This is a genomic window from Streptomyces sp. NPDC107550 (assembly GCF_055639095.1).
Map to the genome: position 1 here is coordinate 170,153 of NZ_JBVKBC010000013.1, position 26,198 is coordinate 196,350.

The following is a 26,198-nucleotide window of genomic DNA, read 5'->3' on the forward strand; positions in this document are numbered from 1 at the left end:
CTACTTGACCGCCACCTGCGAGATGTCGAGCACGCCCGTCCAGTCGCTGATCACGATGTTCTTGACGGACTTGCCGTACAGCCGCTTGTAGACCGGGTGGAACAGCGGCACGGTCAGGGCCTTCTCGCCGGCCTTCTTGTCGAGCGCTCCCCATCGCTTCGCGGCGGCGCGCAGGTCGGTCAGCTTGTTGATCTCGTCGATCTCCTTGTTGACCGAGGGGTCGTTCAGGAAGCCCGAGTTGAAGTTGTAGCCGTCCTTGACGATCTGCCGGCCGTCGAAGACCGGGGCGAAGAACGGGCCGCCAGAGGGCCAGTCGGCGCCCCACCCGGCGAGGAAGAAGCCGGGCTCGCGCTTCACGTCGTGGATGGTGTCCTGGTAGTCGTTGTCCTCAAGGCCGCGCAGCTTGACGGTGATACCGGCCTTCTTCAGCGCCTCCTGGAGCGCGGTGGCGATCTCGGGACTGGTGGCGAAGTCCTTGTCGTTCGAGTGGGTGAGGGTGACGGTCAGGCCCTTCGGGTGACCGGCTTCCTTGAGCAGTTCCCTGGCCTTGGCCGCGTTGCCGGACCTCCCCGCCGGGAAGTGGTCGTAGGGCGTGTACCCGAAGGACTTCTGGTTCGGCAGGAACGTGGTCGCGGGCTCCGCGAGCGAGGAGCCGCCCGCCGCGTTGACGACGGACGAGCGGTCGACGGCGTAGGCGATGGCCTGGCGGACCTTCGGGTCGTCGAACGGCTTCACCTTCGGGTTGAAGGCGATGTAGTTGGTGTAGCCGAAGTGCCCGGTGCCGACGCGGGCGGCGAGCTGCTTGTCGCCGCTGACCTTGGCGAGTTCGGCCGGGCCGAGGTTGGTGTCGGTGGTGACGGCGGCGGCGTCGGTGCCGCGCGAGGCGGCCAGCCGCTGGTTGATGACGGCGGAGTCGAGCCCGGAGCGGACGTCGACGCGGTCCGGGTACGCCTTGCGCTCGTCGTCGGTCGCGGCCGACCAGTGGGGGTTGCGGGCGAGGACGAGCCGTTCCCCGTCGCCCTCGTTCCTGACGACCTTGTACGGGCCCGAGGACAGCGGGTGCTGCTCGTACTTGGTGCCCTTGTCCTTGGCCTTCGGCACCGGCGTCGTCTGCGTCTGGGTGGCGAGGTACGGGAACTCGCCCTCGGGCTTGTTCAGATGGAACACGATCGTCTTCGCGTCGGGCGTCTCGATCGAGTCGAGGCCCTTCTTGTCCTTGTACGGGCCCTGGTAGTCGGCCCCGCCGATCAGCCAGTCCCGCAAGTAGGGGGCACCGCCGGAGAGTTCGGCGGCGAAGGACCGCTCGATGCCGTACTTGATGTCGGCGCTCGTGATCGGGGTGCCGTCCTCGTACTTCAGACCGTCCTTGAGCGTGTACGTCCACACGGTGGCGTTCTTGCTCGGCTTGCCGAGGTCGGTGGCCAGGTCGGGGACGACCTTCGCGCCGGCGGCGCCGTCCTCGCGGTGGCGGGTGGTGAGCGTACGGAAGACGAGGGAGGGGACGTTGCCGCCGCCGGAGGTGTAGAGGCGGGCGGGGTCGAAGTCGGTCTGCGGGCTGCTGTTCAGGACGGTGAGCGTGCCGCCCTTGTGCGGCGTGCCCGACGCGGCGGCGCTTTCGCTCTTGCCGTCCTGCGGGCCGCAGGCCGTCGCGGCGGCGCCCACGACGAGGATGGCGGCGGTGGTGGCGGTGAGGCGGCGGGATATGAAGGGTGGTTGACGCATCGGGACATGACCTCTCGGGCTGCGGCCAGCGCGGAATGCTGACAGAACGGGATGAATCCGCGCAGGCGGCACCGAGGAGTCGGGGGGTGGTGCTGGGACACCGGGGTTGTCGCGCCTGCGAGGGGAGGGGGTGCGGGTACGCAGTCGGGAACGGCCTCGGCGGGGCCGGCTCAGGCCCCCGGAGGGATCACGTGACGGGTACGCCGGCAGGCGTCAGCAACAGTGGACGTCGGAGACGCAGAGCCCGGTCACGCCGATGAGCGCCAGCCGGATGGCGGCGTTCGTGGGGGTGAGGGGGTTGCGTGACATGCACAGGAATATGGATCACGCTGGTCGGCGATGTCAACGCGGGGGTGAGACGGGGTCTCAGGATCCGGACGGGGTCGCTGGGCGCTGTGCCAACCCGGTCCTGGTGAGCTGGCCTCGCCGCCGACTCGGGGCCGGGGCGGAGCCCCAGAGTGCCGGGTGCGTCGTGGCCGCTCGCGCAGTTCCCCGCGCCCCAGACGGGGCTGCCAACCCCGGCACTTCTTCGGCGCCCCCCGCCACCTTGGGCAATCTGCCGCCTGGGGCGGCAGGGTGGGCAAGGCGGCACCCCAGCGCCGGGTGCGTGATCGTTGTACGTCCAGTACAGCCCCGGTGGAGCGTCTCGCGCAGTTCCCCGCGCCCCTGACGGGGCTGGTCTCAGCGCCGGTCAATCCAAGCCCCTCCGGCGATTGAGGAGCGGGGCCTGGGGCGGAGCCCCAGAGTGCCGGGTGCGTCGTGGCCGCTCGCGCAGTTCCCCGCGCCCCTTACGGGGCTGATCTCAGCGTCCCCTCCCCAGCGGCAGCGTGCCCGCGCCCCTGACGGGGCTGACCTCAGCCCGTGAGGGTCTGCGCTGCGCAGTAGTCGCGTACCCGCACATACTCCCGCGCGGACTCCGGCCGATAAAGCCACGGCGCAGTCCCGACAAACCCGTCCACCACCCGGAACTGCTCCAACGCCTCCTCATACCGGTTCTGCCAGTACAGGAAGTACCCGAGCATATGCCGGGCAGGCGGAATGTCCCGGTCCTCCGGATCCTTCGCATGCGCCGCCGCCACATCCGCAAGCGCCACATCCGTCGCCGAGACGATATGCGGCTGCCGGTAGTAGGCACCGGGGTTCAGCTTGTCGTCCGCGATCTCGTACTCGAAGTACGCGGTCAGTATGATCGTGGTCAGCAGCTCCCCGGGGACGCCCTTGGCCGCGGCCGCCTCCCCGAACGCCTCCGCCGCCTCGTGCGAGCCCCGCCACTTGGCGCACCAGTACTGGAGCGCGGAGTGGTGCGCGGCCAGATTGTGGGGGTCGCGGCGCTCGACCTCGGCCCAGATCGCCCCGAACGTCTCGTGGTCGTACCCGAGCCCCATGGCCAGCGGCATCTCCGCGACGTACGGGCACGGATCGTCACCCGCGAGCGCCTGCGCTTCGGCGAACGCCTCCCGGGCCCGCGCCAGCACACTGTGGAACCCGGCGAACTGCTCACGGCTCGTCGCGGAGGCGCGCCGCCCGCCCCGGATCTCCCACGCCAGATCGACCAGGGAACGCGCGTTGACGAGCGCCGCGTTGGGGTCGTCGCGCCGGGCGGTGCGCCAGGCGAGCAGCCAGCCGTCGTCCGTGACGGCCTCTGCGGCGAGGGCGTTGGCGCGCCGCCCGCGCTCGGCCCAGTCGCGGCCCGCGTCCTCCAGAAATGCGGCCGCCGCCTCCCAGTTCCCGGCGCGGGCAGCCGACTTGGCCTCCTCGGTGCGCGGGTCGGGGGCCATGGCCGCCTTGGCGTCGATCTCCTCCATCGGGACGAGACCGAGCTCGCGTGCCGCCGCCGTCAGCCTCTTGTTGCTGAACGACCCGAGACGGTTCGGGCCCGCCCCGCGCCTCCTGCCGAAAATGCCCATCAGATCGTCTCCCGCTCTCGGTCGCCGGCCGGCGAAGGGGCCGGTGTCATCAACTTCTTCAGCCCGGCGGTCTCCGGGACGTCCGCGACTGCCGCGTCGAGTGCCTTGCTCAGTTCGTCGTCGGTGGCGTGGTGCAGCCGCAGCAGCGCCGAGTCCGTCCAGGACAGTTCGAAGTGCGCGCCGCCGCGGGCGACCAGTTCGGCGACGGTCAGGTCGCGGAGCATGTCGTGCAACCGGGGGCGGGCGATCTCGCGGGCGGCGCGGCCCTTCGCGGCCTGTGCCTGCGGCGACTTGGGGAGCCGGTCCGCGATCTGCCACAGCGCACCGGCGTCGATCGCCGCGACCACCGAGTCGAACGACCCGTCCGTGCCCGTCACTTCGCGCACCGCCGCGCACAACGGCTGTGCGGCGCCGCCCGCGTAGGTCGTCATCGATTCGTGGACGAGCTGCTCCCAGTCCCCGGCGCGCCGCATCTTGAGCGCCTCGGGGGTGAGCGCCACCTGTTCGAGTGCGGCGAACGCGGCGGCCGGGTCGTCGAGCAGACCGAGCGCGGGCCCTGCTGCGTCCGACGCGCGTCTGTCGTCGGGGAGTTGCTCGATGCGGGCGACCCGGTCGGCGATCGGCGGGTGTGTGTCGTACGCGGAGTGCTCCTCCTCGGGCATGTCCCGGCGCAGTTCGTCGAGTTCGGCGGCGCGCGCGTCCAGCAGGCGGCGCAGGCCGCCGTAGACCTCGCCCGGGGGCGGCAGCAGGCCCGCGTTGGCGCCGAGGCTCGCGTAGGACCGCATGTAGAAGGCGAACGCGGTGTCCAGAACGGGGATCTCGCGCAGCGCGGACGCCATGGGGGCGCGGCCCGCGATCCGGGCGGCGGTGAGGTCGGCGGCGTACTCCTGGCGGCGCATCGTGCCGTGCATGCAGCGCACGTAGAACATGCCGTACCAGAGGAACGGCTTGGCGGCGAGGCGGTAACTGAGGCCCGCGGTGCCGGTACCGGTGCCGGCCGGCCGTGGCTTCTTGCCCTTGGCGAGGCGGCGCGCCTGCTGCTCCTCCGCCTTCGCGCGCACGTCGTCGACCCTGGCCGCCGAGCGCCGCATGAGCGTGTCGACGGTACGGGATATCTGCTCGAAGCCGCGCCGGTTGATCGCGCCGAGCCGGGTGTCGGAGTTGGAGTAGTGGCCGAACTCGTGGGCCAGTACGGCGATGAGCTGCGCCTCGTCGAGACCGCTCAGCAGGGGCATGCCGACCAGCAGGACGCGCCGGCCGGGGAAGAGGCCGAGCAGCCGCGACTCCTCGTAGACGGCGGCGTTCACGGCGGGCACGAGATAGATCTCGTCCGGGCCGCGCGTGCCGGTCTGTTCGGCGAGCCGGCGGACGGCGGCCCACAGGCGCGGCTCCTGCCGCTCGTCGACCCGCAGCCCGTCCTCGGGCGGCTCGAACCGGGGACCGCGCAGGGCGAACATGCCCTGGAGGATCGGTACGGCGACGATCAGCGTGACGAAGACGATCTTCAGCGCGCCGATGCTGTGGCTGACGTCCGTGATGAGCCACCAGTCGGCCACGCCGAGGGCGCCGAGCAGCACGATGCCGACGAGATAGAAGCCGAGCAGCAGGACGAGAGCGCGCGCCGCGCGCAGAGTTGAGCCCATCGGGCGGTTCCCCCCACGGGAAGAGAGCCGGCCTCACGAGGGCGTGCCGCGTGCGGGCATGCCGGGGTGAGGGCAGTGGCAGACAAGTGGATAGCTGTGGGGGGAACGGAAGTATGGCACAGGGGCGGCGCGGGGTGCGGCCGGGCCCGGGTCGGCCGCACCCCTGGTCACGGCCGCGTTCCGCTTCCCTTCCCGGCCGGCCGCACCCTGAGCCGTGCCACGGGCCGCACCCCGAGCCGTGCCCTGGGCCGCGTCCGGATGGTCAGCAGCGCAGGCGGTCGAGCGTCAAGGCGCCCTGCTCGGTGCGGAGTTCCCGGTCGTGGCAGACGCCGGGCCCGGTGAGACGGTAGCGCTCGCCGGTGACGCCCACCGCGTGCCGCTGCTCGCGCGGGACGCCGGTGAGGTAGGAGGCGTCGCCGGTGTAGGTGTCGTCGAGCACGGTCGGCCGCCCGCCGTCGCCGGTCACGGCCCGGTCCCCGAGGGTCATCACGGTACGGAGCCTGCCGTCGGCGCCGAGGGTCGTGGCGCCGTCCATGGTGTACGTACGGTCGGCGCGGGCGGTGTGCTTGCCGGTGGTGACGCTCTCGCGGTCGGTCCAGCGGGCGGTGAGCGCGTCGTTGTCCTCGCCGTCGGTCCAGCGGTGGGCCGAGGTGGTGGTGAGGGCGCGGCGGACGGTGGTGATGACACGGCCGTGCGAGGTGTCGAGGTAGCCGCTGACGGTGAGGCTGTGCCCGCCCTCGGTGTCGAGCCGGTGCTGCCGCGTGCCGGAACCGGGCGTGTACGTCGAGGAGTTGGTGAGGTCGCCGACGTGGTGGGCGGTGACGGCGCCGGGGACGTGGGCGCGACCGGCGTCCTGCCAGACGAGCACGTTGACCGGGGTGCTCCAGCCGCTCTGCCCTGCGGGGACGCCGACGACGGAGACCTCGACGCGGTGCGGGCGGCCGTCGTTGAGCAGCCCCGCGTACGGCGTGAGGTCGTACTCGACGGGCTTGACGTCGAAGGCGCGCGGGCCGGGGATCACGTACCAGAGAAACGGATTGGACCAGCCGCCGGTCCAGACGGTGGGGAACGGCGCGGCGATGCCCGCGAGTTGGCCGTCGACCTTGATCTGCACCTCGCGGTACGGGCCGCCGTCCGCCTTGCAGGAGTACGGCGCGGGGTCCGGCACGGCGAGGTACCAGAACTCCTCGCAGCCGCCTCCGGAACCGGTGGCGTACACCTCGGCGACGACGCGTTCGCTGTTGCGCGGGGTCGTGAGCGTGCCGCCGTCGCCGAGGGTGAGGACGCGGTCGGGGGTGTGCGCGGCGGGGGCGGCGCGGCCCGGGGCGTAGAAGGTGAGGGTGGCCTTGACGTCGATGACGCCGGTGTACGTAGAGTCGACCACGTTCCCGATGAGCATCTCGACCGGGCGGGGAGCGCGCAGGGTGTCGCTGTAGCGGGTGACGTCCTTCTCGACGTTCCAGGCGATGCCGTCGGGCGAGGGCTCGGGCGTGGAGGTGCGCAGCACTTCGACGCCGCCGACGCGCAGATAGCCGAGCCGGTCGAACTGGCGGCCCTTCACCTTCCCTTCGAGGCGCAGCACGACCTTGCTCCACCGCTCGCCGCAGCCCTTGGGCGGGGTGTACGTGCCTTGATACGGCGTGAAGTCGCGGAACTGGGCCTCGGCGAGCGTCACGGAACAGGACCGGGTGCGCGGCCGCTCGACGGGCGGGGCGGCGGTCACCGGATCATGCCAGTCGGTGCCGAACTCCGGCGGCGCGGCGGGGGTTTGGGCGGCGGTGCCTGCTGCGGGTGAGGCGGGGGTGGTGGCGGTGGCGGAGGCGGGGTTCACGGCGAGGAGGCTGCCCGCCGCGAGGATCACCCCGGCGAGCATGGACATGACGCGTCTTCTCATGGCCGGTGTTCTACGGGGAGGGGGCACGCCCGCGCAACGGTGCGTGGGGTTCCGCCACCGGACGCGGGCGGGGCGCGCCCCTTGCCCGCGCGGGTGCGTCGGGGCCGCCATCGCTGTACGGGACCGCCCGAACCGGCGTTCAGGCCGCCCGGGTCAGGCGTTCAACCCGGGCAGGTCAGGCATCTGGCTCGGGCCGGGTCAGGCGTTCAACTCGGCCTTGTCGCCCATCACGACGACCGGATGCTGCTTCGGGTCGAGGGTGCGCAGGAGATACTCCATGTCGCCCTTCGACTGGCTCACGCATGCCGACGTACCGCTGCCGTGGTCCATGTGCAGCCAGATGCTGCCGCCCTTGGACTGCCCCTGGGGACGCGTCGGGTTGTTGGGCGGAGTGCCCTTGACACGGTTGTAGTCGATGGCGATGACGTAGTCGAAGTCGTGCCAGTGCGACTTGGCCCAGTAGTGCGGCGCCTGGATCGACGCGGTCTGCGTGTAGGGCAGATGCGCGCCCGGGTCCGCGAGGGCTCCCCCGGCGTCGGAGAGCGTGAACACGCCGACGGGGCTGCGCTTGTCGCCCTCGTGGTGGTCGGTCGTCCAGCCCTTCTTGCCGTTGTGCCCGGACCAGCTCCGCTGCTTCTTCCAGGTGTCGCCGGTCTTGGCGAACAGGGCGATGGTCGAGTCGGCCGAGTCCTTGCCGTCGCCGTAGACCGCGACGACCTGCCGCGCGTCCGCCGGGATCCGGCGCTGGTAGCGGTCCCCGACGCCCGGGATGCGCTTGAGGTCGGCCGTGGCGCCCTCGCCGCCGTGCGCGTCGTCGCCCGAGGGACGGGCCGACGCCGAGCCACCCTTCCCGCCTCCCTTGTCGTCGGCGCCGCACGCCGTGACCGTCGCCAGGAGGACCCCGCATGCCGCCACCGCGACACCCGCTCGAACCGCAACCGCTGTACGCATGCGGTCCATGGTCGCACCCCGCGCGGCGACCGCCCGGCGCGGGCGGGGGCGAGGGTCGCCGGGCGGACGCGCCGTCAGCGGGCGGGCGGGGCCGGAAAACCGGTTGCCCGAAGGCCGCCCGGAGCGCGAACCTTTCACGGTTTGCTCCCTGAATTCCCCCTTCGCCGCAGCCTTCTCAGCCGACTCGTCCCGTTTTGCCATATTCCGTACGCCTTTCTGTCCTGCGTCTTGTCCGCCTTCCCCCACTCCTCTTCCCCTCACCCCTCGCTCCCCGCCTCCCTTCTCCCCCTCCCCTCCCTCCCCCTCCTACTCCTCCGCTTCCCTTCAAGAGCTCTGGGGCGTCATGCAGATCTCCGACCTTCCCTATCCCGATCCGGGCGTGCCCGATGCGCGCTCCGGCCCCCGGTTCCTGCTCTGGCTCGGCCGGAACCAGCTCGGCGGACAGCTCAGATCCCTCGCCTGGGGCCTGCTCCACTTCAGCGCGGTCGCCGGACTGCCCTACGGCGTCGGCTACGCCGTCCAGGCCGTCGTCGACCGCTCCGGAACCCGGCTCGCCCTCGCGGGCGCGCTGATCGTGCTGCTCGGCGTCGGCATCGCGGTCGGCGACACGATGCTGCACCGCACGGCGGTCACGAACTGGATCACCGCCGCCGCCCGCGTCCAGCAACTCCTGGCCCGCAAGACCGCCGCGCTCGGCGCCGCCCTGACCCGGCGCGTCGCGGCGGGCGAGATCGTGGCCGTGTCCACGGGCGACGTCGAGAAGATCGGCTGGTTCGTCGAGGCGCTGTCCCGCTTCGCCGCCGCCGCGACCACCGTGGTCCTGGTCTGCGTCGGGCTCGTCCTCTACCAGCCGGCGCTCGGCGTCGTCGTCGCCCTCGGCGTGCCCGTCCTCGCCGTGTCGGTGCTGCCGCTGCTGCCCCGGGCCACGCGCCGCGCCGACCGGCAGCGGGACAAGGCGGGCCGGGCCACCGAACTCGCCTCGGACACCGTCGCCGGGCTGCGCGTGCTGCGCGGCATCGGCGGAGAGGAACTGTTCCTCGACCGCTACCGGCGCGCCTCCCAGGAGGTGCGGCAGGCCGCCGTGCGCAGCGCCCGCATGTGGTCGCTGATCTCCGCGATCCAAGTCCTCCTTCCTGGCCTGCTGCTCATCGCCGTCGTCTGGTACGGCGTCCATCTCGCCCGCGAGGGCCGGATCGCCGTCGGTGAACTCGTGACCGTCTACAGCGCGGTGATGATCCTCAACTACCCCCTCCGGCACTTCGAGGAGATCGCCAAGGCGTACTCCTTCTCACGCCCCTCCGCCCAGCGCGCGGCGCGCGTGCTCGCTCTGGAGCGCGTCACCGACCCGGCCGGCGCCTCACCCGAGCCCAGCGCTTCGCGCCCTTCCCCGGCGCCTTCCGTGAGCGGCGATCTGTACGACCCGGCGACGGGTCTCCTGGCCCCGGCCGGGTTGCTCACCGCTGTGGTGTGCGGCGACCCGGACTTCGCCGGCCGGCTCGCGGAACGCCTCGGCGGCCATCCCACCAGCGACGACGACCCGCGCGACACGGGCAGTGCCTGCCCGCCCTCCGCGCTGCTCGGCGGCGTCGCGCTCGACGAACTGCCGCTGGAGCAGGCCCGTCCGGCGGTGCTCGTCCAGGACAAGGACCCGGTGCTGCTCTCGGGCACGCTCGCGGAACTCCTCGACGTGCCCTCCTCCGGGCAGGTCCCGCCGCACCGCGCACTGGACGCCGCCCAGTGCTCCGATGTGCTCGCCGCCCTGCTCCAGACCTCGCTCGACGACGACCCGATGAGCGCCCGCATCACCGAACGCGGCCGGTCGCTGTCCGGCGGGCAGCGCCAGCGACTCGCCCTGGCCCGGTCGCTGGTGACGGACCCGGCGGTGCTCGTCCTTGACGAGCCGACCTCGGCCGTCGACTCGCACACCGAGGCGCGGATCGCCCAGGGCGTGCGGGCGCTGCGCGAGGGCCGCACGACGGTGGTGCTCACCTCGTCGCCGCTGCTGCTCGACCGCGCCGACCGCGTCGTGTTCGTCGACGAGGGCGAGGCCACCGCCGTCGGCACCCACCGCGAACTGGTGCGCACCGAGCCCCGGTACCGCGCGGTCGTCACCCGCGAGACCGACGAGGAGTCCGCCGCCGGGCACCCGGGCCCGGGCACCGACCCCGGTGCCGACGCCAGCGCGGGGCGAGCGGACATCGGCATCGACTTCGAGACCGCCATCGACATCGAGGAGACGGCATGATCGGCGTAGCGCCCCCGGCCTACGACCCGGCGGCCCCCACCACCGCCCACACTCTGCCGGTCGGCGCCCCGGCCACGGTCCGCGCCTACGTCCGCGAGCTGTACCGGCGCCACCGGCGCGCCTTCCTGCTCCTGATCGGCGTCAACACCGTAGCCGTCGTCGCCTCCATGGCCGGCCCCTATCTGCTGGGCGGGCTGATCCAGGACGTCTCCGACGGGCCCGGCGGTCTGGGCGCCCTGCATCTGGAGCGGACCATCGCCCTGTTCGTCGTCGCCCTGCTCGTCCAGGCGGTCTTCGTCCGGGAGGTGCAGTTGCGCGGGGCGATGCTCGGCGAGCGGATGCTGGCGGACCTGCGCGAGGACTTCCTCGTACGGTCCGTCGGGCTGCCCCCGGGCGTCCTGGAGCGGGCCGGCACCGGCGATCTGCTGTCGCGGATCACGACGGACGTGGACCGGCTCGCCAACGCCATGCGCGAGGCCGTGCCCCAGTTGTCCATCGGCGTCGTCTGGGTGGCGCTGCTGATCGGCGGGCTCACGGTGACGGCGCCGCCGCTGGCCCCTGCGGTCCTCCTCGCCGTGCCGGTGCTGCTCGTGGGGTGCCGCTGGTACTTCCGGCGGGCGCCCTCCGCGTACCGCTCGGAGGCCGCCGGGTACGCCGCCGTCGCCGCGGCGCTCGCTGAGACCGTCGACGCCGGGCGGACCGTCGAGGCCCACCGGCTCGGCGAGCGCCGCGTCCAGCTGTCCGAACGCCGGATCGCGGAATGGACCTCGTGGGAGCGGTACACCCTCTTCCTGCGCTCGGTCTTCTTCCCGGTGATCAACGCCGTGCACGTCCTCGTCCTCCTGTCCGTCCTCCTCGTCGGCGGTGTCTTCGTCCTGAAGGGCTGGATCGGCGTGGGGCAGCTCACCACGGGCGCGCTCATCGCGCAGATGATGGTGGACCCGCTGGGGCTGATCCTGCGCTGGTACGACGAACTCCAGGTCGCCCAGGTGTCCCTGGCGCGGCTCGTGGGCGTCCGGGACATCGAGCCCGACGCGGGTGACGCCTCGGTGCGTCCGGACGGGCGGGACGTGCACGCGCGGGACGTCCACTTCGGCTACCGCGAGGGCGTCGACGTGCTGCGCGAGGTCTCCTTGAAGGTCGCCCCCGGCACCCGTCTCGCCCTGGTCGGACCGTCCGGCGCGGGCAAGTCGACGCTCGGGCGGCTGCTGGCCGGGATCTACGCGCCGCGCACGGGCCGGGTCACGCTCGGCGACGCGGAACTGTCGCGGATGCGGGCCGAGCACGTCCGCTCCCACGTCGCCCTCGTCAACCAGGAACACCACGTCTTCGTGGGCTCCCTGCGTGACAACCTCCGGCTCGCCCGGTCCGGCGCCGAGGACGCCGAGCTGTGGGCGGCGCTCGGCGCGGTCGACGCCGACGGCTGGGCCCGCGCCCTGCCCGAGGAACTGGACACGGAGGTCGGCTCGGGCGGCACGGCGCTCACCCCGGCGCAGGCGCAGCAGATCGCGCTGGCCCGGCTCGTCCTCGCCGACCCGCACACGCTGGTGCTTGACGAGGCGACCTCGCTGCTCGACCCGCGGGCCGCGCGGAACCTGGAGCGCTCCCTCGGCCGCGTCCTCGACGGGCGGACGGTCGTCGCCATCGCCCACCGGCTGCACACCGCGCACGACGCCGACGTGATCGCCGTCGTGGAGGACGGCCGCATCCGGGAGCTGGGCAGCCACGACGACCTGGTCGCGGCGGACGGCGCGTACGCCGCGCTCTGGCGCTCCTGGCACGGCTGACGAGCGCGGTGGCCGAGGCCGGGGTGACGGTGCCCCCTGCGGTGCGGGTGACGGCGACCCCAGTGGGTGGAGTGGCGTTGCCCCCGGCGGCAGGGGTGGCGGCGATCCCTGTGGCGATCCCGGGGGCGGCGGCGCGGGCGCTGCCCCCGGTGGCGGGGGTGACGGTGGATGGGGCGGTGGCGGTGGGGTCAGATGACGCCGAGTGCCGCCGCGCAGCCCACGCCGCCGAGCAGCATGAACACCGGCATGAGGATCTTCAGCTCGACCCAGCTGCCGGCCCGGAACCGCATCATCTTGGGCGGGCCCACCGGGTACCAGCGCTTGCGGCCGATGGGGATGGGCCACAGGATCGGGCAACCCGAGACCGTGAGCGCGTCGCCGATGTCGTGGACCAGGGCGCCGAGCACGATCGGCAGGCCCAGCCACAGGTACTCCTGGCCCGGGTCGGTGAACAGCCAGTCCGCCCCGTTGCCCGGCTTGTCCAGGACACCGGCGAGGATCCAGGCACTGGTCGCGGCGAGCAGCCACACCAGTATGTCGCTGCTGGAGCCGCGCGCGGCCCGCCACAGCAGGCCCTCGATGGCGAGCACCATGTGGACGAAGAGGATGGCGAGGACCGTCCAGCGCCCGCCGGTGATCGCCGCGACGGACGTGCCGCCGCCGATGAGCACCGCCCACAGCCACGTATGGGTGAGCGTGCGGTGGCCGCCGGAGCGGCGCGGGTCGCCCTTCATTCGGGTGGCCTTGTAGACGCCGTAGGACAGCTTGTCGACGATCTCGCACAGGCCCCGGGAGAGCGGCCCGAAGGCGCGTGAGATGGTCGCGGCCTTGTGGTCGAGGTCGGGGGCGAGCGCGGCGCCCGCGCAGATCAGCGCCCCGACGAGGATCACGGGCCAGGGCATCGGATGCCCGGCGGCTGCCGCTGCCGCGCCCACCCCCAGCCAGGCCGCCGCTCCTGACAGCGAGTGTGCCGGTCCCATCATGGCTGTGATCCGCCCCTGTTCCTGTTGTGCCCGGCGCCTGCGCGGCGGCGGTGTGTCCCATGTGCCGACGTCCTGTCGCCCGGCGGGGTGCACCGGCGTTCTGACGGTTCTGACGGCTCGTCGGCGACTCAGCGTAGCGTTCATGATCTTCGTGCGGGCATCCGATTGCCGGATCGGGACGGAAGGCAGGCAAGATGGTGGGGTGACCCTTATCGATCAGCTCCCGCAGACCGCCGACCCGGACGCCCTCTACGACGCCTTCGAGTCGTGGGCTCAGGAACGCGGGCTGACCCTCTATCCCCACCAGGAGGAGGCGCTGATCGAGGCGGTGTCCGGGGCGAACGTGATCGTCTCGACCCCCACCGGCTCCGGCAAGAGCATGATCGCGGCGGGCGCGCACTTCGCGGCACTCGCCCGCGACGAGGTCACCTTCTACACCGCGCCCATCAAGGCACTGGTCTCCGAGAAGTTCTTCGAGCTGTGCAAGCTGTTCGGCACGGAGAACGTCGGCATGCTCACCGGCGACGCCTCGGTCAACGCGGACGCGCCGGTCATCTGCTGCACCGCCGAGGTCCTCGCCTCCATCGCACTGCGTGACGGCGCCCGGGCCGACGTGGGCCAGGTCGTCATGGACGAGTTCCACTTCTACGCGGAGGCCGACCGCGGCTGGGCCTGGCAGATCCCGCTGCTCGAACTGCCGCAGGCCCAGTTCATCCTCATGTCCGCGACGCTCGGCGACGTCTCGATGTTCGAGAAGGACCTGACCCGGCGCACCGGCCGGCCCACGTCGGTGGTCCGCTCGGCGACCCGTCCGGTGCCGCTGTCCTACGAGTACCGGCTCACGCCGCTCACGGAGACCCTGACCGAACTGCTGGAGACGAAGCAGGCCCCGGTCTACATCGTGCACTTCACGCAGGCGCAGGCCGTCGAGCGGGCGCAGGCCCTGATGAGCATCAACATGTGCACGCGGGAGGAGAAGGACCAGATCGCCGAGCTGATCGGCAACTTCCGCTTCACCACCAAGTTCGGCCGCAACCTCTCGCGCTACGTACGGCACGGCATCGGCGTGCATCACGCCGGCATGCTGCCCAAGTACCGCCGCCTGGTGGAGAAGCTCGCGCAGGCCGGGCTGCTGAAGGTGATCTGTGGTACGGACACGCTCGGCGTCGGGGTCAACGTGCCGATCCGTACCGTGCTGTTCACCGCGCTCACCAAGTACGACGGCAACCGGGTCCGCACCCTGCGCGCCCGCGAGTTCCACCAGATCGCCGGTCGCGCCGGGCGGGCCGGGTTCGACACCGCCGGGTTCGTCGTGGCGCAGGCGCCCGAGCACGTCATCGAGAACGAGAAGGCGCTCGCCAAGGCCGGCGACGACCCGAAGAAGCGCCGCAAGGTGGTGCGCAAGAAGGCGCCGGAGGGCTTCGTCGGCTGGACGGAGAACACGTTCGAGAAGCTGATCGCCTCCGATCCCGAGCCGCTGACCTCGCGCTTTCGTGTCACGCACACCATGCTCCTGTCGGTCATCGCCCGCCCGGGCAACGCGTTCGACGCGATGCGCACGCTCCTGGAGGACAACCACGAGCCGCGCAAGGCGCAGTTGCGGCACATCCGCCGGGCCATCGCCATCTACCGCTCGCTGCTGGACGGCGGCATCGTCGAGAAGCTGGACGAGCCGGACGCGACGGGCCGGATCGTGCGGCTGACGGTCGATCTCCAGCAGGACTTCGCGCTGAACCAGCCGCTGTCCACGTTCGCCCTCGCCGCGTTCGACCTGCTCGACAAGGAGTCGCCGTCGTACGCGCTGGACATGGTGTCCGTCGTCGAGTCGACGCTGGACGACCCCCGGCAGATCCTGCACGCGCAGCAGAACAAGGCGCGCGGGGAGGCGGTCGCGCTGATGAAGGCGGACGGCGTCGAGTACGAGGAGCGCATGGAGCGCCTCCAGGACATCTCGTACCCGAAGCCGCTCGAGGAGCTGCTGTTCCACGCGTACAACACGTACCGCACGAGCCACCCGTGGGTCGGCGACCACCCGCTGTCGCCGAAGTCCGTCATCCGTGACATGTACGAACGGGCGATGTCCTTCACGGAGTTCGTGTCGTATTACGAGCTGGCCCGGACCGAGGGCATCGTGCTGCGCTACCTGGCCAGCGCGTACAAGACGCTGGAGCACACCGTCCCCGACGATCTGAAGTCCGAGGACCTGGAGGACCTGATCGCCTGGCTCGGCGAGATGGTGCGCCAGGTCGACTCCAGCCTGCTCGACGAGTGGGAGCAGTTGGCGAACCCCGAGGTGATGACCGCCGAGGAGGCGCAGGAGAAGGCCGACCAGGTCAAGCCGGTCACGGCGAACGCGCGCGCCTTCCGCGTCCTCGTCCGCAACGCGATGTTCCGCCGCGTCGAACTGGCCGCCCTCGACAACGTCGACGAACTGGGCGAGATGGACGCCGACTCGGGCTGGGACGCGGACGCCTGGGGCGAGGCCATGGACAAGTACTGGGACGAGTACGACGACCTGGGCACGGGCCCGGACGCGCGCGGCCCGAAGCTGCTGATGATCGAGGAGGACCCGGAGCACGGGCTGTGGAAGGTGCGGCAGACCTTCCTCGACCCGAACGGGGACCACGACTGGGGCATCAGCGCCGAGGTCGACCTCGCGGCCTCGGACGCCGAGGGCCGGGCCGTCGTCCGCGTCACGGACGTCGGGCAGCAGTAGATCACGGCGCCGCCGGACGGTAGGGTCCGGCGGCGTCCCCGCGCCGGAGCCGTCCGGCCGCGCATACGAGAGAGAACCACGCATGACGAATCCTGCGGAGCGGCTCGTCGACCTGCTCGACCTGGAGCAGATCGAGGTCAACATCTTCCGTGGCCGCAGCCCGGAGGAGTCCCTCCAGCGTGTCTTCGGCGGGCAGGTCGCCGGGCAGGCGCTGGTCGCGGCCGGCCGCACCACGGACGGCGACCGGCCCGTGCACTCGCTGCACGCGTACTTCCTGCGCCCGGGCCGCCCCGGGGTGCCGATCGTGTACCAGGTCGAGCGGGTGCGGGACGGTCGGTCCTTCACCACACGCCGGGTGACGGCCGTCCAGCAGGGTCGCACGATCTTCAATCTCACCGCCTCCTTCCACAAGCCCGAAGAGGGTGCCTTCGAGCATCAGTTGCCGGCGGCCCGGCAGGTGCCGGACCCGGAGTCGCTGCCGACCATCGCCGACGAGATCAGGGGCCATCTGGGCGCGCTGCCCGAGGCGCTGGAGCGGATGGCGCGCCGCCAGCCCTTCGACATCCGCTATGTGGACCGGCTGCGCTGGACCCCGCAGGAGGTCGAGTCGGCCGAGCCGCGCAGCGCCGTGTGGATGCGCGCGGTCGGGCCTCTCGGCGATGACCCGCTCGTGCACACCTGCGCCCTCACGTACGCGAGCGACATGACGCTGCTCGACGCCGTGCGGCTGCCCGTCGAGCCGCTGTGGGGGCCGCGCGGCTTCGACATGGCCTCCCTCGACCACGCCATGTGGTTCCACCGTCCTTTCCGTGCCGATGAGTGGTTCCTGTACGACCAGGAGTCGCCGATCGCCACCGGCGGCCGGGGTCTCGCGCGCGGCCGGATCTACGACCGCGAAGGCCGGCTGCTGGTGTCCGTCGTCCAGGAGGGTCTGTTCCGGAAGCTCGGCGCGTGACGTCGGCGGGGAGCGAGCGCGACGACCTGCTCGCGCGTGCCGTGCGGCTGCGGGAGTCGGGGCGCCGCGAGGAGGCCCGTGCGCTCCTCCTCGGCCTGCGCGCCCGCTACCCCGACGACGCGGCGATCGCGTACCAGACCGCTTGGGCGCACGACGTGCTCGGCCTGGAGGCGGACGCCGTCCCGCACTATGTCGCCGCCGTCCGGGGCACCGGCCTCGATGCCGACGAACGCCGTGGGGCGCTGCTCGGCCTCGGCAGCACGTACCGCACGCTGGGCCGGTACCCGCAGGCCGTGAGGACGCTGAGCGAGGCCAGCGCGGAGTTCCCCGACGACAACGCCCTCAAGACGTTCCTGGCGATGGCGCTGTACAACGCGGGGCGCGCCCGTGACGGGATGCGGCTCCTGCTCACCGTCCTCGCGGACACGAGCGGGGATGCGGACATCGCCGCCTACCGCGCCGCGATCGAGCACTACGCGCAGGACTTGGACGCCGTCGAGCCGTCCCGGTAGGGGCGCGAGCTCCGAAGGCACCGAGCACACCGAGCGGTCCGCCGTGGCGGGACGTGCCGCGTGACGCGCCTCAGCCGGGTCTGCTGTACAGGCCGATCCCTCAGCCGCGTCCGCCGGGCAGGCGATCCCTCAGCCGCGTCCGCCGAGCGGCCGAGCCCTCAGACGCGTCTGCCGAGCAGGCGCTCCCACAGGCTCCGGGCCGGTTCGGGCCGCCCGGGACGGGGCGCTGCGGGCGTCGAAGCCCGTGCCTCCCGTACCGGCCCCCGCGCCGGCCCGTGTCCCTGCTCTCGTACCCGCGCCGGCGGTCCCCCAGCACGGGCGGAAGACGGCGAGGTCGGCGACTGCGGAGCCGGCATCGGCGGGGCCGGGCGGTCCTCGGAGCCGGACAGCTCGTACGCGGGGCGGCCGCGGCGGGCCTGCGCGAGGCAGAGCAGCAGATTCGCCCTGATCCAGCTCAGTTCGTGCGGGCCGTCGGCGACGAGGATGCGTTCGAGGGGCTTGGCGGCCGGCGAGTCGGGCGCCCCGAACCATGTCTCCTCGGGGCGCAGCCGCTCCAGGCGGGCCCGCTCGTCGGGGTTCTCCACCAGCTCGGCGAGCTGGGCCGGGGCCAGCAGCGTGGCGATGGCAGCGGCCCGCTCCCATGGGTCGTCGCTGCGTCCGAGCAGGTAAGTGGCGTGTCGGGAGCGCCAGTTGCGCGGACGCAGGTCCTCCCCGGTGGCGAGGCGCGCCCGGATCTTCTCCGGCGCCCGCCCGGTGAGCAGCGGGGCGTTCGGCGCGGCCCGCGCGAACTCGACCAGTTCCTCGGCGAGATAGAGCCAGACGACGGTCCGGTAGCGGTTGAGGTAGAACTTCGCCGGGATGAGCAGTCCCGCGCGGGCGAAGCGGGTGAAGCGGCTGGGCGGGATGCCCATGAGCTTCGCCCCCTCGGCCGTGCCGACGACCCGTACCTGTCGGCGCAGGCGATCGGGGAAGCCCTCGGAGTCCCGGATCCGGTCGATCTCCTCCTGGGTCACGCGACGCCTGCCTCCGTCGGACGCGGGGACGGTGCGGATGCGTCCGAGCCGGACGGCGAGGTCGAACTCGGTCCGCTTCAGCCCCAGTTCGCGGGCGGCGCTCCCCTGCGAACGGGTCCTCGTGTGGTCCTGCGTGATGGTGTGCATGCTGGTTCTCCCCCGGTCGGCCGTGCGTCGGTCGATGACGGGCAGTCACTCTCCGTGACCGCCTGGGAAAACCGTAGCCCGGATCGAGAAATCTCGTCCGGGCCTGTGGATAACTTTCGTCCCCGCCACGTCTCCGCAGGTCAGCGCCGCACCATCAAGGCTTGGGCGAGGCGCGTCCGAGCCATGACCGAAGCAGGACAGAGGCGCGGCGGGAAGCGGGAACGTGGGCGCCGATCCGTCCGGTCAGAGGTCTCCGGCGGTTATCCGTCCCGGCTGGCGGGCGTCCACGCCGAGGTGCTCACCGACCCGGTTGACGAGGAGGGTCATCTCGTACGCCACCTGGCCGATGTCGGCCTCGGCGCCGCTGAGCACGCACAGGCAACTGCCGTCGCCCGCCGCGGTGACGAAGAGGACCGCGTCATCGAACTCGATCATGGTCTGCCGCACCCCGCCCGCGCCGAAGTGCCGCCCGGACCCCTTGGCGAGGCTGTGCAGCCCGGAGGAGACGGCGGCCAGGTGCTCGGCGTCCTCGCGGCGCAGTCCCGTACTGGCGCCCGTGACGAGCCCGTCGTTGGACAGGACCAGGGCGTGCCGTACGTGATCCACACGCTCTGTCAGATCGTCCAGCAGCCACCCGAGTTTCGCGTTCTGCACCATGATCCCGTCTCCCCGCTTCCCTGTGGGTCCCCGCCCCGAGGGGATCGCTCCCCTGCTCGGAGGATCTGTCCCGCCAGCCTTACCCACGGTTGCCCTCCGGGCAAGCAGGATGGGTCCATGGCACACAAGATGACCGATGAGGAATGGAAGACCTTCGTCTCCGAAGGCACCCGCACCGCCAAACTGTCGACCGTCCGGGCCGACGGCAGCCCGCACATCGCGCCTGTCTGGTTCGTCGTGGACGGGGACGACATCGTGTTCAACACCGGAAAGGACACGGTCAAAGGCCGCAACCTGGCGCGCGACGGACGTGTCGCCCTCTGCGTCGACGACGAGCGGCCTCCGTTCTCGTTCGTGACCGTGCAGGGGCGCGCAGAGCTGAGCGAGGACCCGGACGAACTGCTGGATTCGGCCACCCGGATCGGCGCCCGGTACATGGGCGCCGAGCGGGCCGAGGAGTTCGGCCGGCGCAACGGCGTACCGGGCGAACTCGTCGTCCGCGTACGGGTGGAGAAGGTCGTGGCCCTGGGCGGCGTGGCGGACTGACCGGCGGCGCCCGCGCGTCAGCCCACGGAGTCGAGCAGCCGGGCGGTGTGCATCCGCCCGGCGTACTCCACCAGCCGGATGAGCACCTCCTTCCCGGAGTCCTTCTCGCGCGCGTCGCACAGCACCACCGGCGTGCCGCTGTCCAGGTCGAGGGCGCGGGCCACATCGCTCTCCCCGTACGCGCGCGCGCCGGTGAAGCAGTTGACGGCGACGACGAACGGGATGCGGCGGTGCTCGAAGTAGTCCACCGCCGGGAAGCAGTCCTCCAGGCGGCGGGTGTCCGCGAGGACGACGGCGCCCAGCGCGCCCTGGGACAGTTCGTCCCACAGGAACCAGAAGCGGTCCTGGCCCGGCGTACCGAACAGGTAGAGCGACAGCCCCGACCTGATGGTGATGCGGCCGAAGTCCATGGCGACGGTCGTGGTCGTCTTGCGGGCGACTCCGGCGGTGTCGTCCACGTTCTGGCCGAGTTCGCTCAACTGCTCCTCGGTGCGCAGCGGCCGGATCTCGCTGACCGCGCCGACCAGGGTGGTCTTGCCCACCCCGAAGCCGCCCGCGACCAGGATCTTCAGGGCCATGGCCGCCGTCGTGTCGGTGGCCATGGCGTCAGAGTGCTCGGAGCCCATCGATGACTTCCCTCAGGATCTTCTCGTCCGGTAGCTGTGCGGGCGGTACCGGCCTGCTGACCTTCACGCAGCCCAGTTCCAGGAGGTCGCCGAGGAGCACGCGGATCACGCCCACGGGCAGATCGGTGCCGGCGGCGAGTTCGGCGACCGTCTGCGTCTCCACCCGGCACATGTCGATGATCGAGCGGTGCTCGGGGCCGTAGGCGGCGTCGTCGTGCGCGGCGAGCACGACGACATCGAGGCTGACCAGGGCGATCAGGTCGAACCGCGCACCCTGAGGGCCGGCAGTGGTGCGCCCGCCGGTCAGGGCGTAGGGCCGTACGAGAGGTCCGGCCTCGTGGTCGAACCACTGGCTGCCCTGGTCCTGGGCGCTGCCGCGCTGCTCCTCGCCGTCGTGGCCGTACGGACCGTGGTGCCCGTCCTCGCGCGCGTAGCGCTGCGCGTACGTGCCTCCGCGCTCGTCGCCGTACCCGTCCGCGTACGCGTCGGTGAAGTCGTCGCCGTACTCGTCGGGGTGGTCACTGTCGCGGTCCGCCTGCCGGTACGCCTCGACGGCCCGGTAGACGTCGGCGAACCTGTCGTCGTTCATGGTGCGGTCCGTGCCCGTCAGCTCGCGGTGGGCGGCTGGCCGGCGAACCTCGACGGCGTGTACAGGTGCTCACCCACGCGTTTGACCAAGCGGGCCATCTCGTAGGCGACCAGGCCGATGTCGGCCGTGACGGCGCTCAGGACGGCGAGGCAGGAGCCGTCGCCCGCGGCGGCCACGAAGAGGAAGCCGTCGTCCATCTCGACCATCGTCTGGCGCACGCCTCCGGTGCCGAAGTGCCGGCCGGTGCCCTTGGCGAGGCTGTTGAAGCCGGAGGCGACGGCGGCGAGGTGCTCGGCGTCCTCCCGGCCGAGGCCGTTGGAGGCGCCCACGGCGAGTCCGTCGTTGGACAGGACGACGGCGTGCCGCAGTTCGCTGACGCGCAGCACCAAGTCGTCCAGGAGCCAGTCCAGTTCGCCGGAGCCGTGGACGGCGCCCGGGCCCGTGGTCGGTTCCTTGATCATGTGAGGTCTCCTTCGGTGCTGTCGCTGCCGGGCCGGCGTCCGCCGCCTCTGACCCAGCCGTCCCGGAAGGACGCCATGCGGGCGCGGGCCTGTTCGGGGGTGCGTTCTCCGAGGTCGGGGACGCGGGTGGGTGCGGGGCGTGCGTCGGGCCGTTCGCGCAGTTGCGGGGCGAGGCTGGCCTGACGCACACGGCGCGGGAGTCCGTCGCTGTCGTCCGCCGGGGCGGGCGCCCGGTCGCCGCCGTCGGCCAGGGGCCTGCGGGTGCGCAGCGCGGTGACGCCGGGCGGGTGCGGGGCTGGTTCGGGGGCCGTCTCGGGTACGGCCTGGGCGAGCGCGGGGCGCGGGTGCGGTGCGGGTACGTGGTTGCCGTTCATGGGCGCTGCTTCGGGTTCGGGCACGCGCGCGTAACGGCGTTCTTCGTCGATGGGCGGGTGGGCGGCGCCGTCGGCGGCGCCGATGCTGTCGGCCGGGGCGGCGGTGTCCTTGTGGAGCAGGGAGGTGGGCAGCAGGACGACGGCCGTGGTGCCTCCGTAGGGCGAGTTGCGCAGATGCACCTTGATGTCGTGGCGGTTGGCGAGGCGGCTCACGACGAACAGGCCGAGCCGGTCGCTGTCGAACAGGTCGAGCGCCTCGGAGTGCTCGATGCGGCTGTTGGCCTCGGCGAGCGTCTCCTTGCCCATGCCGAGCCCGCGGTCCTCGATCTCGATGGCGTATCCGTTGCCGACGACTTCGCCGCTGACGCGCACCTTGGTGTGGGGCGGGGAGAACTGGGCGGCGTTCTCGACGAGTTCCGCGAGCAGATGCGTGAGGTCGGCGACGCCCGCGCCGGCGACACCGGCGTCGGCGAGCTGACGTACCTCCACGCGCGCGTAGTCCTCGATCTCGGAGACGGCGGCCCGTACGACGTTGGTGAGCGGGACGGGCATGCGCCAGGCGCGGCCGGGGGCGGCGCCGGACAGGATGATGAGGCTCTCCGCGTGGCGCCGCATGCGGGTGGTGAGGTGGTCGAGGCGGAAGAGGTCACCGAGTTCGTTGGGGTCCTCGGCGCGGCGTTCCATGCTGTCCAGGAGGCCGAGTTGGCGGTGGACGAGGACCTGGCTGCGGCGGGCGAGGTTGACGAAGACCCCGGAGATGCCGCTGGCCAGCTCGGCGCGTTCCACGGCGGCGTGCAGGGCGGCGCGGTGGACCGTGGTGAGGGCCTCGGAGACCTGGCCGATCTCGTCCTCGGCGGGGGGCCCGAGGGGCGCCTCGGCGGACACGTCGATCTCCTCGCCCGCGCGCAGCTTCCGCATGGTGTGCGGGAGTTTGCGGCGGGCGATCTCCAGAGCGGTGTTGCGCAGGCTGACGAGTTCGACGACGAGGCCGCGGCCGATGCGCACGGAGATGACGAGGGAGGCGGCGACGGCGGCGAGGCCGAGCAGGACGGCGCCGCCGGCCGAGGTGAGCACGCCCCGCGCGAACGGGTCGGCGCGGTCGGCGGCGCTGCGGGCCGCGTCGGAGGCGAGGGTGCGCATGCCGCTCTGCACGGCGCTGTGGGCGGGGTCCCAGGTGCCGGCGGGCGCCTGCTCGATGGCGGGGCGCCCGGCGCGGGTGGCGAGCGCGTGGTCCTCGGCGGTGCGGACGTCACGGTAGGCCCCCGTCCTCACCAGCCGCTCCCAGGCCGCTTGGCCGGGGCCGCGCAGGTCGGTGGCGGCGGTCTCCGCGAGGTCCCGGCGCATCTGGACCGCGCCGGTGAACAGGCGCAGCCGCGCGCCGTCGAGGCCACCGGCGAGGCGGGCGCCGGTGAGCAGCGCGTCCTCGCGGGAGAGCATCTCGCCGGAGCGGCCGAATTCGAGCAGCACGCGCGCGTCGGAGCCGAGCGCTGCGTCCTGGATGCCGGTGAGCGCCCCGTTCACGGCAAAGGCGTCACCGATGGCGGTGGTGTACCGCGCGTAGGCGGTGCTCCAGTTCGCGGAACGGTCGCGTACGGCGGAGCGCACGGTGGTGAGGCGTTCGGCGGTGGTGACGAAGGTGTCGAGCCGGCCGGCGACGGCGTGCGGCAGGTCGGCGCCGTCCGCGACGGTGTTGCCCTTGCCGAGGCGGAGGGCGGCGACGGCCCGGTCGGTGGCGCGGGAGAGGCGCTGGAGGTCGTCGGCGCGGGCGGGCGCGGGCCGGGTCGCGTAGGCGACGGCGGCGGTGCGTTCGGCCTGGAGGGCGGCGACGGCGTCGGCGAGGGGCGCGCGCACGACGCTGTCGACGCGCTGCACCTGGCGCAGCCGCGCGATGTCCTGGGCGGTGCTGACCGTGGCGTACGCCCACAGGGCGAGCAGTGAGACCACGGGCACCATCAGGAGACAGACGATCTTGGCCCGGACGGTACGGGGACGCAGGCGACGTCTGCCCACGCGTGTGGGCGGCACGTCCGGGGCCGTCTCCGCAGCGGGGCGGGCGTCCTCGGCGGCGGGCGGCCCGGCGTGGGCGCGCCGGCCGCGCGGCGGGGGCGGGGCGAGCTGGGGCGGGCCGTCGGGCGGCGAGGTGCGGGGCGGGCGCATGGCCTCCTCGTTCGGGGTCTGGTGCGGGTCGCGGCGTGGGACATCGGCGGCGTCCCCGGCTTCGGGGGCCTGAGCGGCGGGTGGCGTCCTGGCGGTGCGTGGGGCCTGACGGTGCTTGGGGCTGGGCCGTGGGTGGGCCTGTGCGGTGGACAAGGCCTGGGCCGCGGGCCAGGACCGACGAGGCGTCAGACGGCTGGGCCCGGCGACCGGGTTGGGCGGGCGACGTGCTGCGCGGTCAGTGGCTGAGGCTCTCCAGCGGGCGCTGCGCGGAGGCGGACGCCTGTTTCTCGTCGGCTGTCGGGGACAGTGCGACGAACGCGGAGGTCAGGAAGAGGTACGAGCCGAGGCCGACGGCGAGCGGGAAGATGAACTGCATCGCGGTCGCCCCGGGCAGCGTCGTGGCCGAGGGGGTCACGTGGACGCTGACCGCCATCATGCCCGTGTAGTGCATGCTGCTGACCGCGCCGCCCATGACGAGCGAGGCGACCGCGACGGCGGCGGGCGACTTGATGTTGAGGCCGGCCCACAGGGCGGCCGTCGCGGCGACGACCGCGATGACGACGGAGATCGCGACGAGCACCGGGTCGTAGCCGACGCGCCCGTGCAGCCTCAGGGCGGCCATGCCGAGGTAGTGCATGCTCGCCACGCCGAGGCCGGTCGTGAGGCCGCCCACGGCGAGCGCGCGCCCGCGTTCGCGGCTGTAGCCGACGGTGAAGACGCCGACACCGACGACCAGGACGGCGACGACGAGACTGAGGATGGTCAGCGGCACGTTGTAGCGGATCTCGGTGCCGGTGACGCCGAAGCCGAGCATGGCGACGAAGTGCATCGTCCAGATGCCGGTGCCGACAGCGGAGGCCGCGGTGATGAGCCAGTTGCGGCGCGCCCGGCCGGTGGCGGCGAGCGCGCGCACGGTGCAGCGCAGGCCGAGCGCGGCGCCTATGCAGGCCATCACGTACGACAGTGCGGGGGTAAGCCAGCCGAAGGTGGCGTGGTCCAGGTGTCCCATGGCCCCGGGACGCTAGTCGCGGCGGGGGCGCACAAGAGGGGCGCATTTCGAAAGCTGCTGGAATATGACAGAGATGCGTGCCGGAACGATCGTGTCGGGGTCGAACATGTGCACCGCACGCGCATGCGACAGTTTCGGTTCTCCGAGGGATCTTTCGACCAGCGCTCCCCCGTACGGGTCACGCCGGTTGTCAGTGGGGTGAGCAATCATGGAGCACATGAGCGATGACGCCACACGTGTGCAGGAGTTCTTCGGGGCCCGTGCCGCCGGCTGGGACGCCCGGTTCCCGGACGACGGCCCCGCCTACGCCGCCGCGGTGGCCGCGCTCGGGCTGCGCGCGGGCGACCGGGTACTCGACGCGGGCTGTGGCACCGGGCGCGCGCTGCCGCCGCTGCGCGCGGCGGTCGGGCCGTCGGGCGTGGTCGTCGGCGCCGACCTGACTCCGCAGATGCTGACGGCGGCCGTACGGGAGGGCCGGGACCGGCACGGGCGGCTGCTGCTCACCGATGTGAGGCGGCTGCCGCTGCGCGACGGCTCCCTGGACGCGGTGTTCGGCGCGGGTCTCATCTCGCATCTGCCGCACCCGGTGGCGGACTTGGGCGAGTTGGCGCGCGTGGTGCGGCCCGGCGGGCTGCTGGCGCTGTTCCACCCGATCGGCCGCGCCGCGCTCGCCGCCCGCCACGGCAGACAGCTCACCCCGGACGACCTCCGGGCGGAGCCCAACCTCCGGCCGCTGCTGGCCGAGGCGGGGTGGCGTCTGACGTCGTACGCGGACGAGGACACGCGCTTCCTCGCAATGGCGGAGCGGGTCACCTGAGGGCCGCTCCTAGGGTCCGTTGCGAAAGCGGTTCTTGTTCGTTGATCATCAAGTCCGTGGGACGCGGGGATCTGACGAAACGGCCGGTGGGCCCGGCTTGAGCCCCTGCTGCCGACGGGCATCAAGCCGGGTCGGCCGCAGGTATGGCCGCGGCGACAACTGATGGACGGCATACGGTGGGGGACCGAACCGGTGCACCGTGGCGGGACGTGCCCGAACGTCATGGGCCGTCGGAGCGGGTCTACACCGTCCCGGTACCGGCGGACCGGGTCCGCAACCGCCTCAAGCGCGGATCGCGTGCTGGGCGGCCACCGAAGTTCGACAAAGACGACTACAAGCAGCGGCACTCGGTCGAGTGCGGGATCAACCGGCTCAAGCGCCACCGGACCGTCGGTGAGGTCGACTCGGGGCGCCCTGCCGGTGTTTCCACCAGTGGGTTTCCCCGTGCCGCCTCCCGAACCCGGCGTGCCCGTCTCCGGGCACCGGG

Annotated in this window: 20 protein-coding genes and 1 pseudogene; 7 read left to right on the plus strand and 14 right to left on the minus strand. The window is 72.4% G+C overall.

The annotated features are described in order from the left end of the window. From ACZ7LY_RS19610 to ACZ7LY_RS19635, 6 genes are all read right to left on the minus strand, one after another. Entirely contained in the window at positions 1–1,722 is a 1,722-nt protein-coding gene (locus tag ACZ7LY_RS19610; RefSeq protein WP_471625893.1) for an ABC transporter substrate-binding protein, read from the minus strand. Between the two features lie 213 nt (positions 1,723–1,935). After that, on the minus strand, positions 1,936–2,031 hold the full coding sequence (locus ACZ7LY_RS19615; RefSeq protein ID WP_471625894.1) for an Ms4533A family Cys-rich leader peptide: 96 nt from the start codon (positions 2,029–2,031) through the stop codon (positions 1,936–1,938). Positions 2,032–2,576: 545 nt separating this feature from the next. Then, the gene (locus tag ACZ7LY_RS19620; RefSeq protein ID WP_471625895.1) at positions 2,577–3,629 is read right to left on the minus strand and encodes a hypothetical protein; all 1,053 of its coding nucleotides are present in this window, start codon (positions 3,627–3,629) and stop codon (positions 2,577–2,579) included. Then, a complete protein-coding gene (locus ACZ7LY_RS19625; protein WP_471625896.1) occupies positions 3,629–5,272 on the minus strand; it encodes a M48 family metalloprotease in 1,644 nt (547 codons plus the stop codon). The genes ACZ7LY_RS19620 and ACZ7LY_RS19625 overlap by 1 nt, the downstream gene beginning before the upstream one ends. Positions 5,273–5,534: 262 nt before the next feature. Next, positions 5,535–7,166 (minus strand): peptide-N4-asparagine amidase, encoded by a 1,632-nt coding sequence (locus tag ACZ7LY_RS19630; RefSeq protein WP_471625897.1) that lies wholly within the window; start codon positions 7,164–7,166, stop codon positions 5,535–5,537. Between the two features lie 198 nt (positions 7,167–7,364). Further along, the gene (locus ACZ7LY_RS19635) at positions 7,365–8,117 is read right to left on the minus strand and encodes a L,D-transpeptidase family protein (protein WP_471625898.1); all 753 of its coding nucleotides are present in this window, start codon (positions 8,115–8,117) and stop codon (positions 7,365–7,367) included. 343 nt (positions 8,118–8,460) lie between these two features. Here ACZ7LY_RS19635 and ACZ7LY_RS19640 point away from each other — a divergent pair, with 343 nt between their 5' ends. Beyond that, positions 8,461–10,362: an ABC transporter transmembrane domain-containing protein gene (locus ACZ7LY_RS19640; RefSeq protein ID WP_471625899.1), complete on the plus strand. Its 1,902-nt coding sequence runs from the start codon at positions 8,461–8,463 to the stop codon at positions 10,360–10,362. Beyond that, complete coding sequence (locus ACZ7LY_RS19645; protein ID WP_471625900.1) at positions 10,359–12,149, plus strand: ABC transporter ATP-binding protein; 1,791 nt, start codon at positions 10,359–10,361, stop codon at positions 12,147–12,149. Before ACZ7LY_RS19640 ends, ACZ7LY_RS19645 begins: the two co-directional genes overlap by 4 nt. 188 nt (positions 12,150–12,337) lie before the next feature. Here the strand turns inward: ACZ7LY_RS19645 and ACZ7LY_RS19650 are convergent, their stop codons facing one another. Continuing rightward, positions 12,338–13,132 (minus strand): metal-dependent hydrolase, encoded by a 795-nt coding sequence (locus ACZ7LY_RS19650; protein ID WP_471625901.1) that lies wholly within the window; start codon positions 13,130–13,132, stop codon positions 12,338–12,340. A gap of 142 nt (positions 13,133–13,274) precedes the next feature. On the opposite strand from ACZ7LY_RS19650, the gene ACZ7LY_RS19655 reads away from it, so the two are divergent. The 3 genes from ACZ7LY_RS19655 to ACZ7LY_RS19665 all read left to right on the plus strand — a co-directional run bounded on the left by ACZ7LY_RS19655 (position 13,275) and on the right by ACZ7LY_RS19665 (position 17,315). Continuing rightward, complete coding sequence (locus ACZ7LY_RS19655) at positions 13,275–15,848, plus strand: DEAD/DEAH box helicase (RefSeq protein WP_471625902.1); 2,574 nt, start codon at positions 13,275–13,277, stop codon at positions 15,846–15,848. Positions 15,849–15,930: 82 nt separating this feature from the next. Further along, positions 15,931–16,803 (plus strand): acyl-CoA thioesterase, encoded by an 873-nt coding sequence (locus ACZ7LY_RS19660; RefSeq protein WP_471625903.1) that lies wholly within the window; start codon positions 15,931–15,933, stop codon positions 16,801–16,803. Beyond that, entirely contained in the window at positions 16,800–17,315 is a 516-nt protein-coding gene (locus tag ACZ7LY_RS19665; RefSeq protein ID WP_471625904.1) for a tetratricopeptide repeat protein, read from the plus strand. The genes ACZ7LY_RS19660 and ACZ7LY_RS19665 overlap by 4 nt, the downstream gene beginning before the upstream one ends. Positions 17,316–17,473: 158 nt before the next feature. On the opposite strand, the gene ACZ7LY_RS19670 is transcribed toward ACZ7LY_RS19665, so the two are convergent. Both ACZ7LY_RS19670 and ACZ7LY_RS19675 read right to left on the minus strand, forming a co-directional pair. Then, positions 17,474–18,475: a DUF6397 family protein gene (locus tag ACZ7LY_RS19670; protein WP_471625905.1), complete on the minus strand. Its 1,002-nt coding sequence runs from the start codon at positions 18,473–18,475 to the stop codon at positions 17,474–17,476. A gap of 243 nt (positions 18,476–18,718) precedes the next feature. Further along, the gene (locus ACZ7LY_RS19675; protein ID WP_471625906.1) at positions 18,719–19,132 is read right to left on the minus strand and encodes a roadblock/LC7 domain-containing protein; all 414 of its coding nucleotides are present in this window, start codon (positions 19,130–19,132) and stop codon (positions 18,719–18,721) included. 117 nt (positions 19,133–19,249) lie between these two features. Between ACZ7LY_RS19675 and ACZ7LY_RS19680 the strand changes: the two genes are divergently transcribed. Beyond that, complete coding sequence (locus ACZ7LY_RS19680; protein WP_471625907.1) at positions 19,250–19,678, plus strand: PPOX class F420-dependent oxidoreductase; 429 nt, start codon at positions 19,250–19,252, stop codon at positions 19,676–19,678. 17 nt (positions 19,679–19,695) lie between these two features. Here the strand turns inward: ACZ7LY_RS19680 and ACZ7LY_RS19685 are convergent, their stop codons facing one another. The 5 genes and pseudogenes from ACZ7LY_RS19685 to ACZ7LY_RS19705 all read right to left on the minus strand — a co-directional run bounded on the left by ACZ7LY_RS19685 (position 19,696) and on the right by ACZ7LY_RS19705 (position 24,894). Then, positions 19,696–20,304, minus strand: a complete 609-nt coding sequence (locus ACZ7LY_RS19685) for a GTP-binding protein (RefSeq protein ID WP_471625908.1) — start codon at positions 20,302–20,304, stop codon at positions 19,696–19,698. Continuing rightward, positions 20,285–20,665: pseudogene (locus ACZ7LY_RS19690) on the minus strand (DUF742 domain-containing protein); the annotation flags it as partial. The pseudogene ACZ7LY_RS19690 and the gene ACZ7LY_RS19685, both read right to left, overlap by 20 nt. Before the next feature lie 245 nt (positions 20,666–20,910). Further along, positions 20,911–21,354, minus strand: coding sequence for a roadblock/LC7 domain-containing protein (locus ACZ7LY_RS19695; protein ID WP_471625909.1), 444 nt, complete (start codon positions 21,352–21,354; stop codon positions 20,911–20,913). Then, positions 21,351–23,885: a sensor histidine kinase gene (locus ACZ7LY_RS19700; protein ID WP_471625910.1), complete on the minus strand. Its 2,535-nt coding sequence runs from the start codon at positions 23,883–23,885 to the stop codon at positions 21,351–21,353. Before ACZ7LY_RS19700 ends, ACZ7LY_RS19695 begins: the two co-directional genes overlap by 4 nt. A 235-nt stretch (positions 23,886–24,120) precedes the next feature. Beyond that, positions 24,121–24,894: an MHYT domain-containing protein gene (locus tag ACZ7LY_RS19705; protein WP_471625911.1), complete on the minus strand. Its 774-nt coding sequence runs from the start codon at positions 24,892–24,894 to the stop codon at positions 24,121–24,123. Positions 24,895–25,111: 217 nt separating this feature from the next. Here ACZ7LY_RS19705 and ACZ7LY_RS19710 point away from each other — a divergent pair, with 217 nt between their 5' ends. Next, positions 25,112–25,711 (plus strand): class I SAM-dependent methyltransferase, encoded by a 600-nt coding sequence (locus ACZ7LY_RS19710; RefSeq protein ID WP_471625912.1) that lies wholly within the window; start codon positions 25,112–25,114, stop codon positions 25,709–25,711. Positions 25,712–26,198 lie beyond the last annotated feature (487 nt).

Coding starts and splice junctions, on each gene's coding strand:
- ACZ7LY_RS19610 (WP_471625893.1), bottom strand. CDS start 1,722: ATGCGTCAACCACCCTTCATATCCCGCCGCCTCACCGCCACCACCGCC.
- ACZ7LY_RS19615 (WP_471625894.1), bottom strand. CDS start 2,031: ATGTCACGCAACCCCCTCACCCCCACGAACGCCGCCATCCGGCTGGCG.
- ACZ7LY_RS19620 (WP_471625895.1), bottom strand. CDS start 3,629: ATGGGCATTTTCGGCAGGAGGCGCGGGGCGGGCCCGAACCGTCTCGGG.
- ACZ7LY_RS19625 (WP_471625896.1), bottom strand. CDS start 5,272: ATGGGCTCAACTCTGCGCGCGGCGCGCGCTCTCGTCCTGCTGCTCGGC.
- ACZ7LY_RS19630 (WP_471625897.1), bottom strand. CDS start 7,166: ATGAGAAGACGCGTCATGTCCATGCTCGCCGGGGTGATCCTCGCGGCG.
- ACZ7LY_RS19635 (WP_471625898.1), bottom strand. CDS start 8,117: ATGCGTACAGCGGTTGCGGTTCGAGCGGGTGTCGCGGTGGCGGCATGC.
- ACZ7LY_RS19640 (WP_471625899.1), top strand. CDS start 8,461: ATGCAGATCTCCGACCTTCCCTATCCCGATCCGGGCGTGCCCGATGCG.
- ACZ7LY_RS19645 (WP_471625900.1), top strand. CDS start 10,359: ATGATCGGCGTAGCGCCCCCGGCCTACGACCCGGCGGCCCCCACCACC.
- ACZ7LY_RS19650 (WP_471625901.1), bottom strand. CDS start 13,132: ATGATGGGACCGGCACACTCGCTGTCAGGAGCGGCGGCCTGGCTGGGG.
- ACZ7LY_RS19655 (WP_471625902.1), top strand. CDS start 13,275: ATGATCTTCGTGCGGGCATCCGATTGCCGGATCGGGACGGAAGGCAGG.
- ACZ7LY_RS19660 (WP_471625903.1), top strand. CDS start 15,931: ATGACGAATCCTGCGGAGCGGCTCGTCGACCTGCTCGACCTGGAGCAG.
- ACZ7LY_RS19670 (WP_471625905.1), bottom strand. CDS start 18,475: ATGCACACCATCACGCAGGACCACACGAGGACCCGTTCGCAGGGGAGC.
- ACZ7LY_RS19675 (WP_471625906.1), bottom strand. CDS start 19,132: ATGGTGCAGAACGCGAAACTCGGGTGGCTGCTGGACGATCTGACAGAG.
- ACZ7LY_RS19680 (WP_471625907.1), top strand. CDS start 19,250: ATGGCACACAAGATGACCGATGAGGAATGGAAGACCTTCGTCTCCGAA.
- ACZ7LY_RS19685 (WP_471625908.1), bottom strand. CDS start 20,304: ATGGGCTCCGAGCACTCTGACGCCATGGCCACCGACACGACGGCGGCC.
- ACZ7LY_RS19695 (WP_471625909.1), bottom strand. CDS start 21,354: ATGATCAAGGAACCGACCACGGGCCCGGGCGCCGTCCACGGCTCCGGC.
- ACZ7LY_RS19700 (WP_471625910.1), bottom strand. CDS start 23,885: ATGCGCCCGCCCCGCACCTCGCCGCCCGACGGCCCGCCCCAGCTCGCC.
- ACZ7LY_RS19705 (WP_471625911.1), bottom strand. CDS start 24,894: ATGGGACACCTGGACCACGCCACCTTCGGCTGGCTTACCCCCGCACTG.
- ACZ7LY_RS19710 (WP_471625912.1), top strand. CDS start 25,112: ATGAGCGATGACGCCACACGTGTGCAGGAGTTCTTCGGGGCCCGTGCC.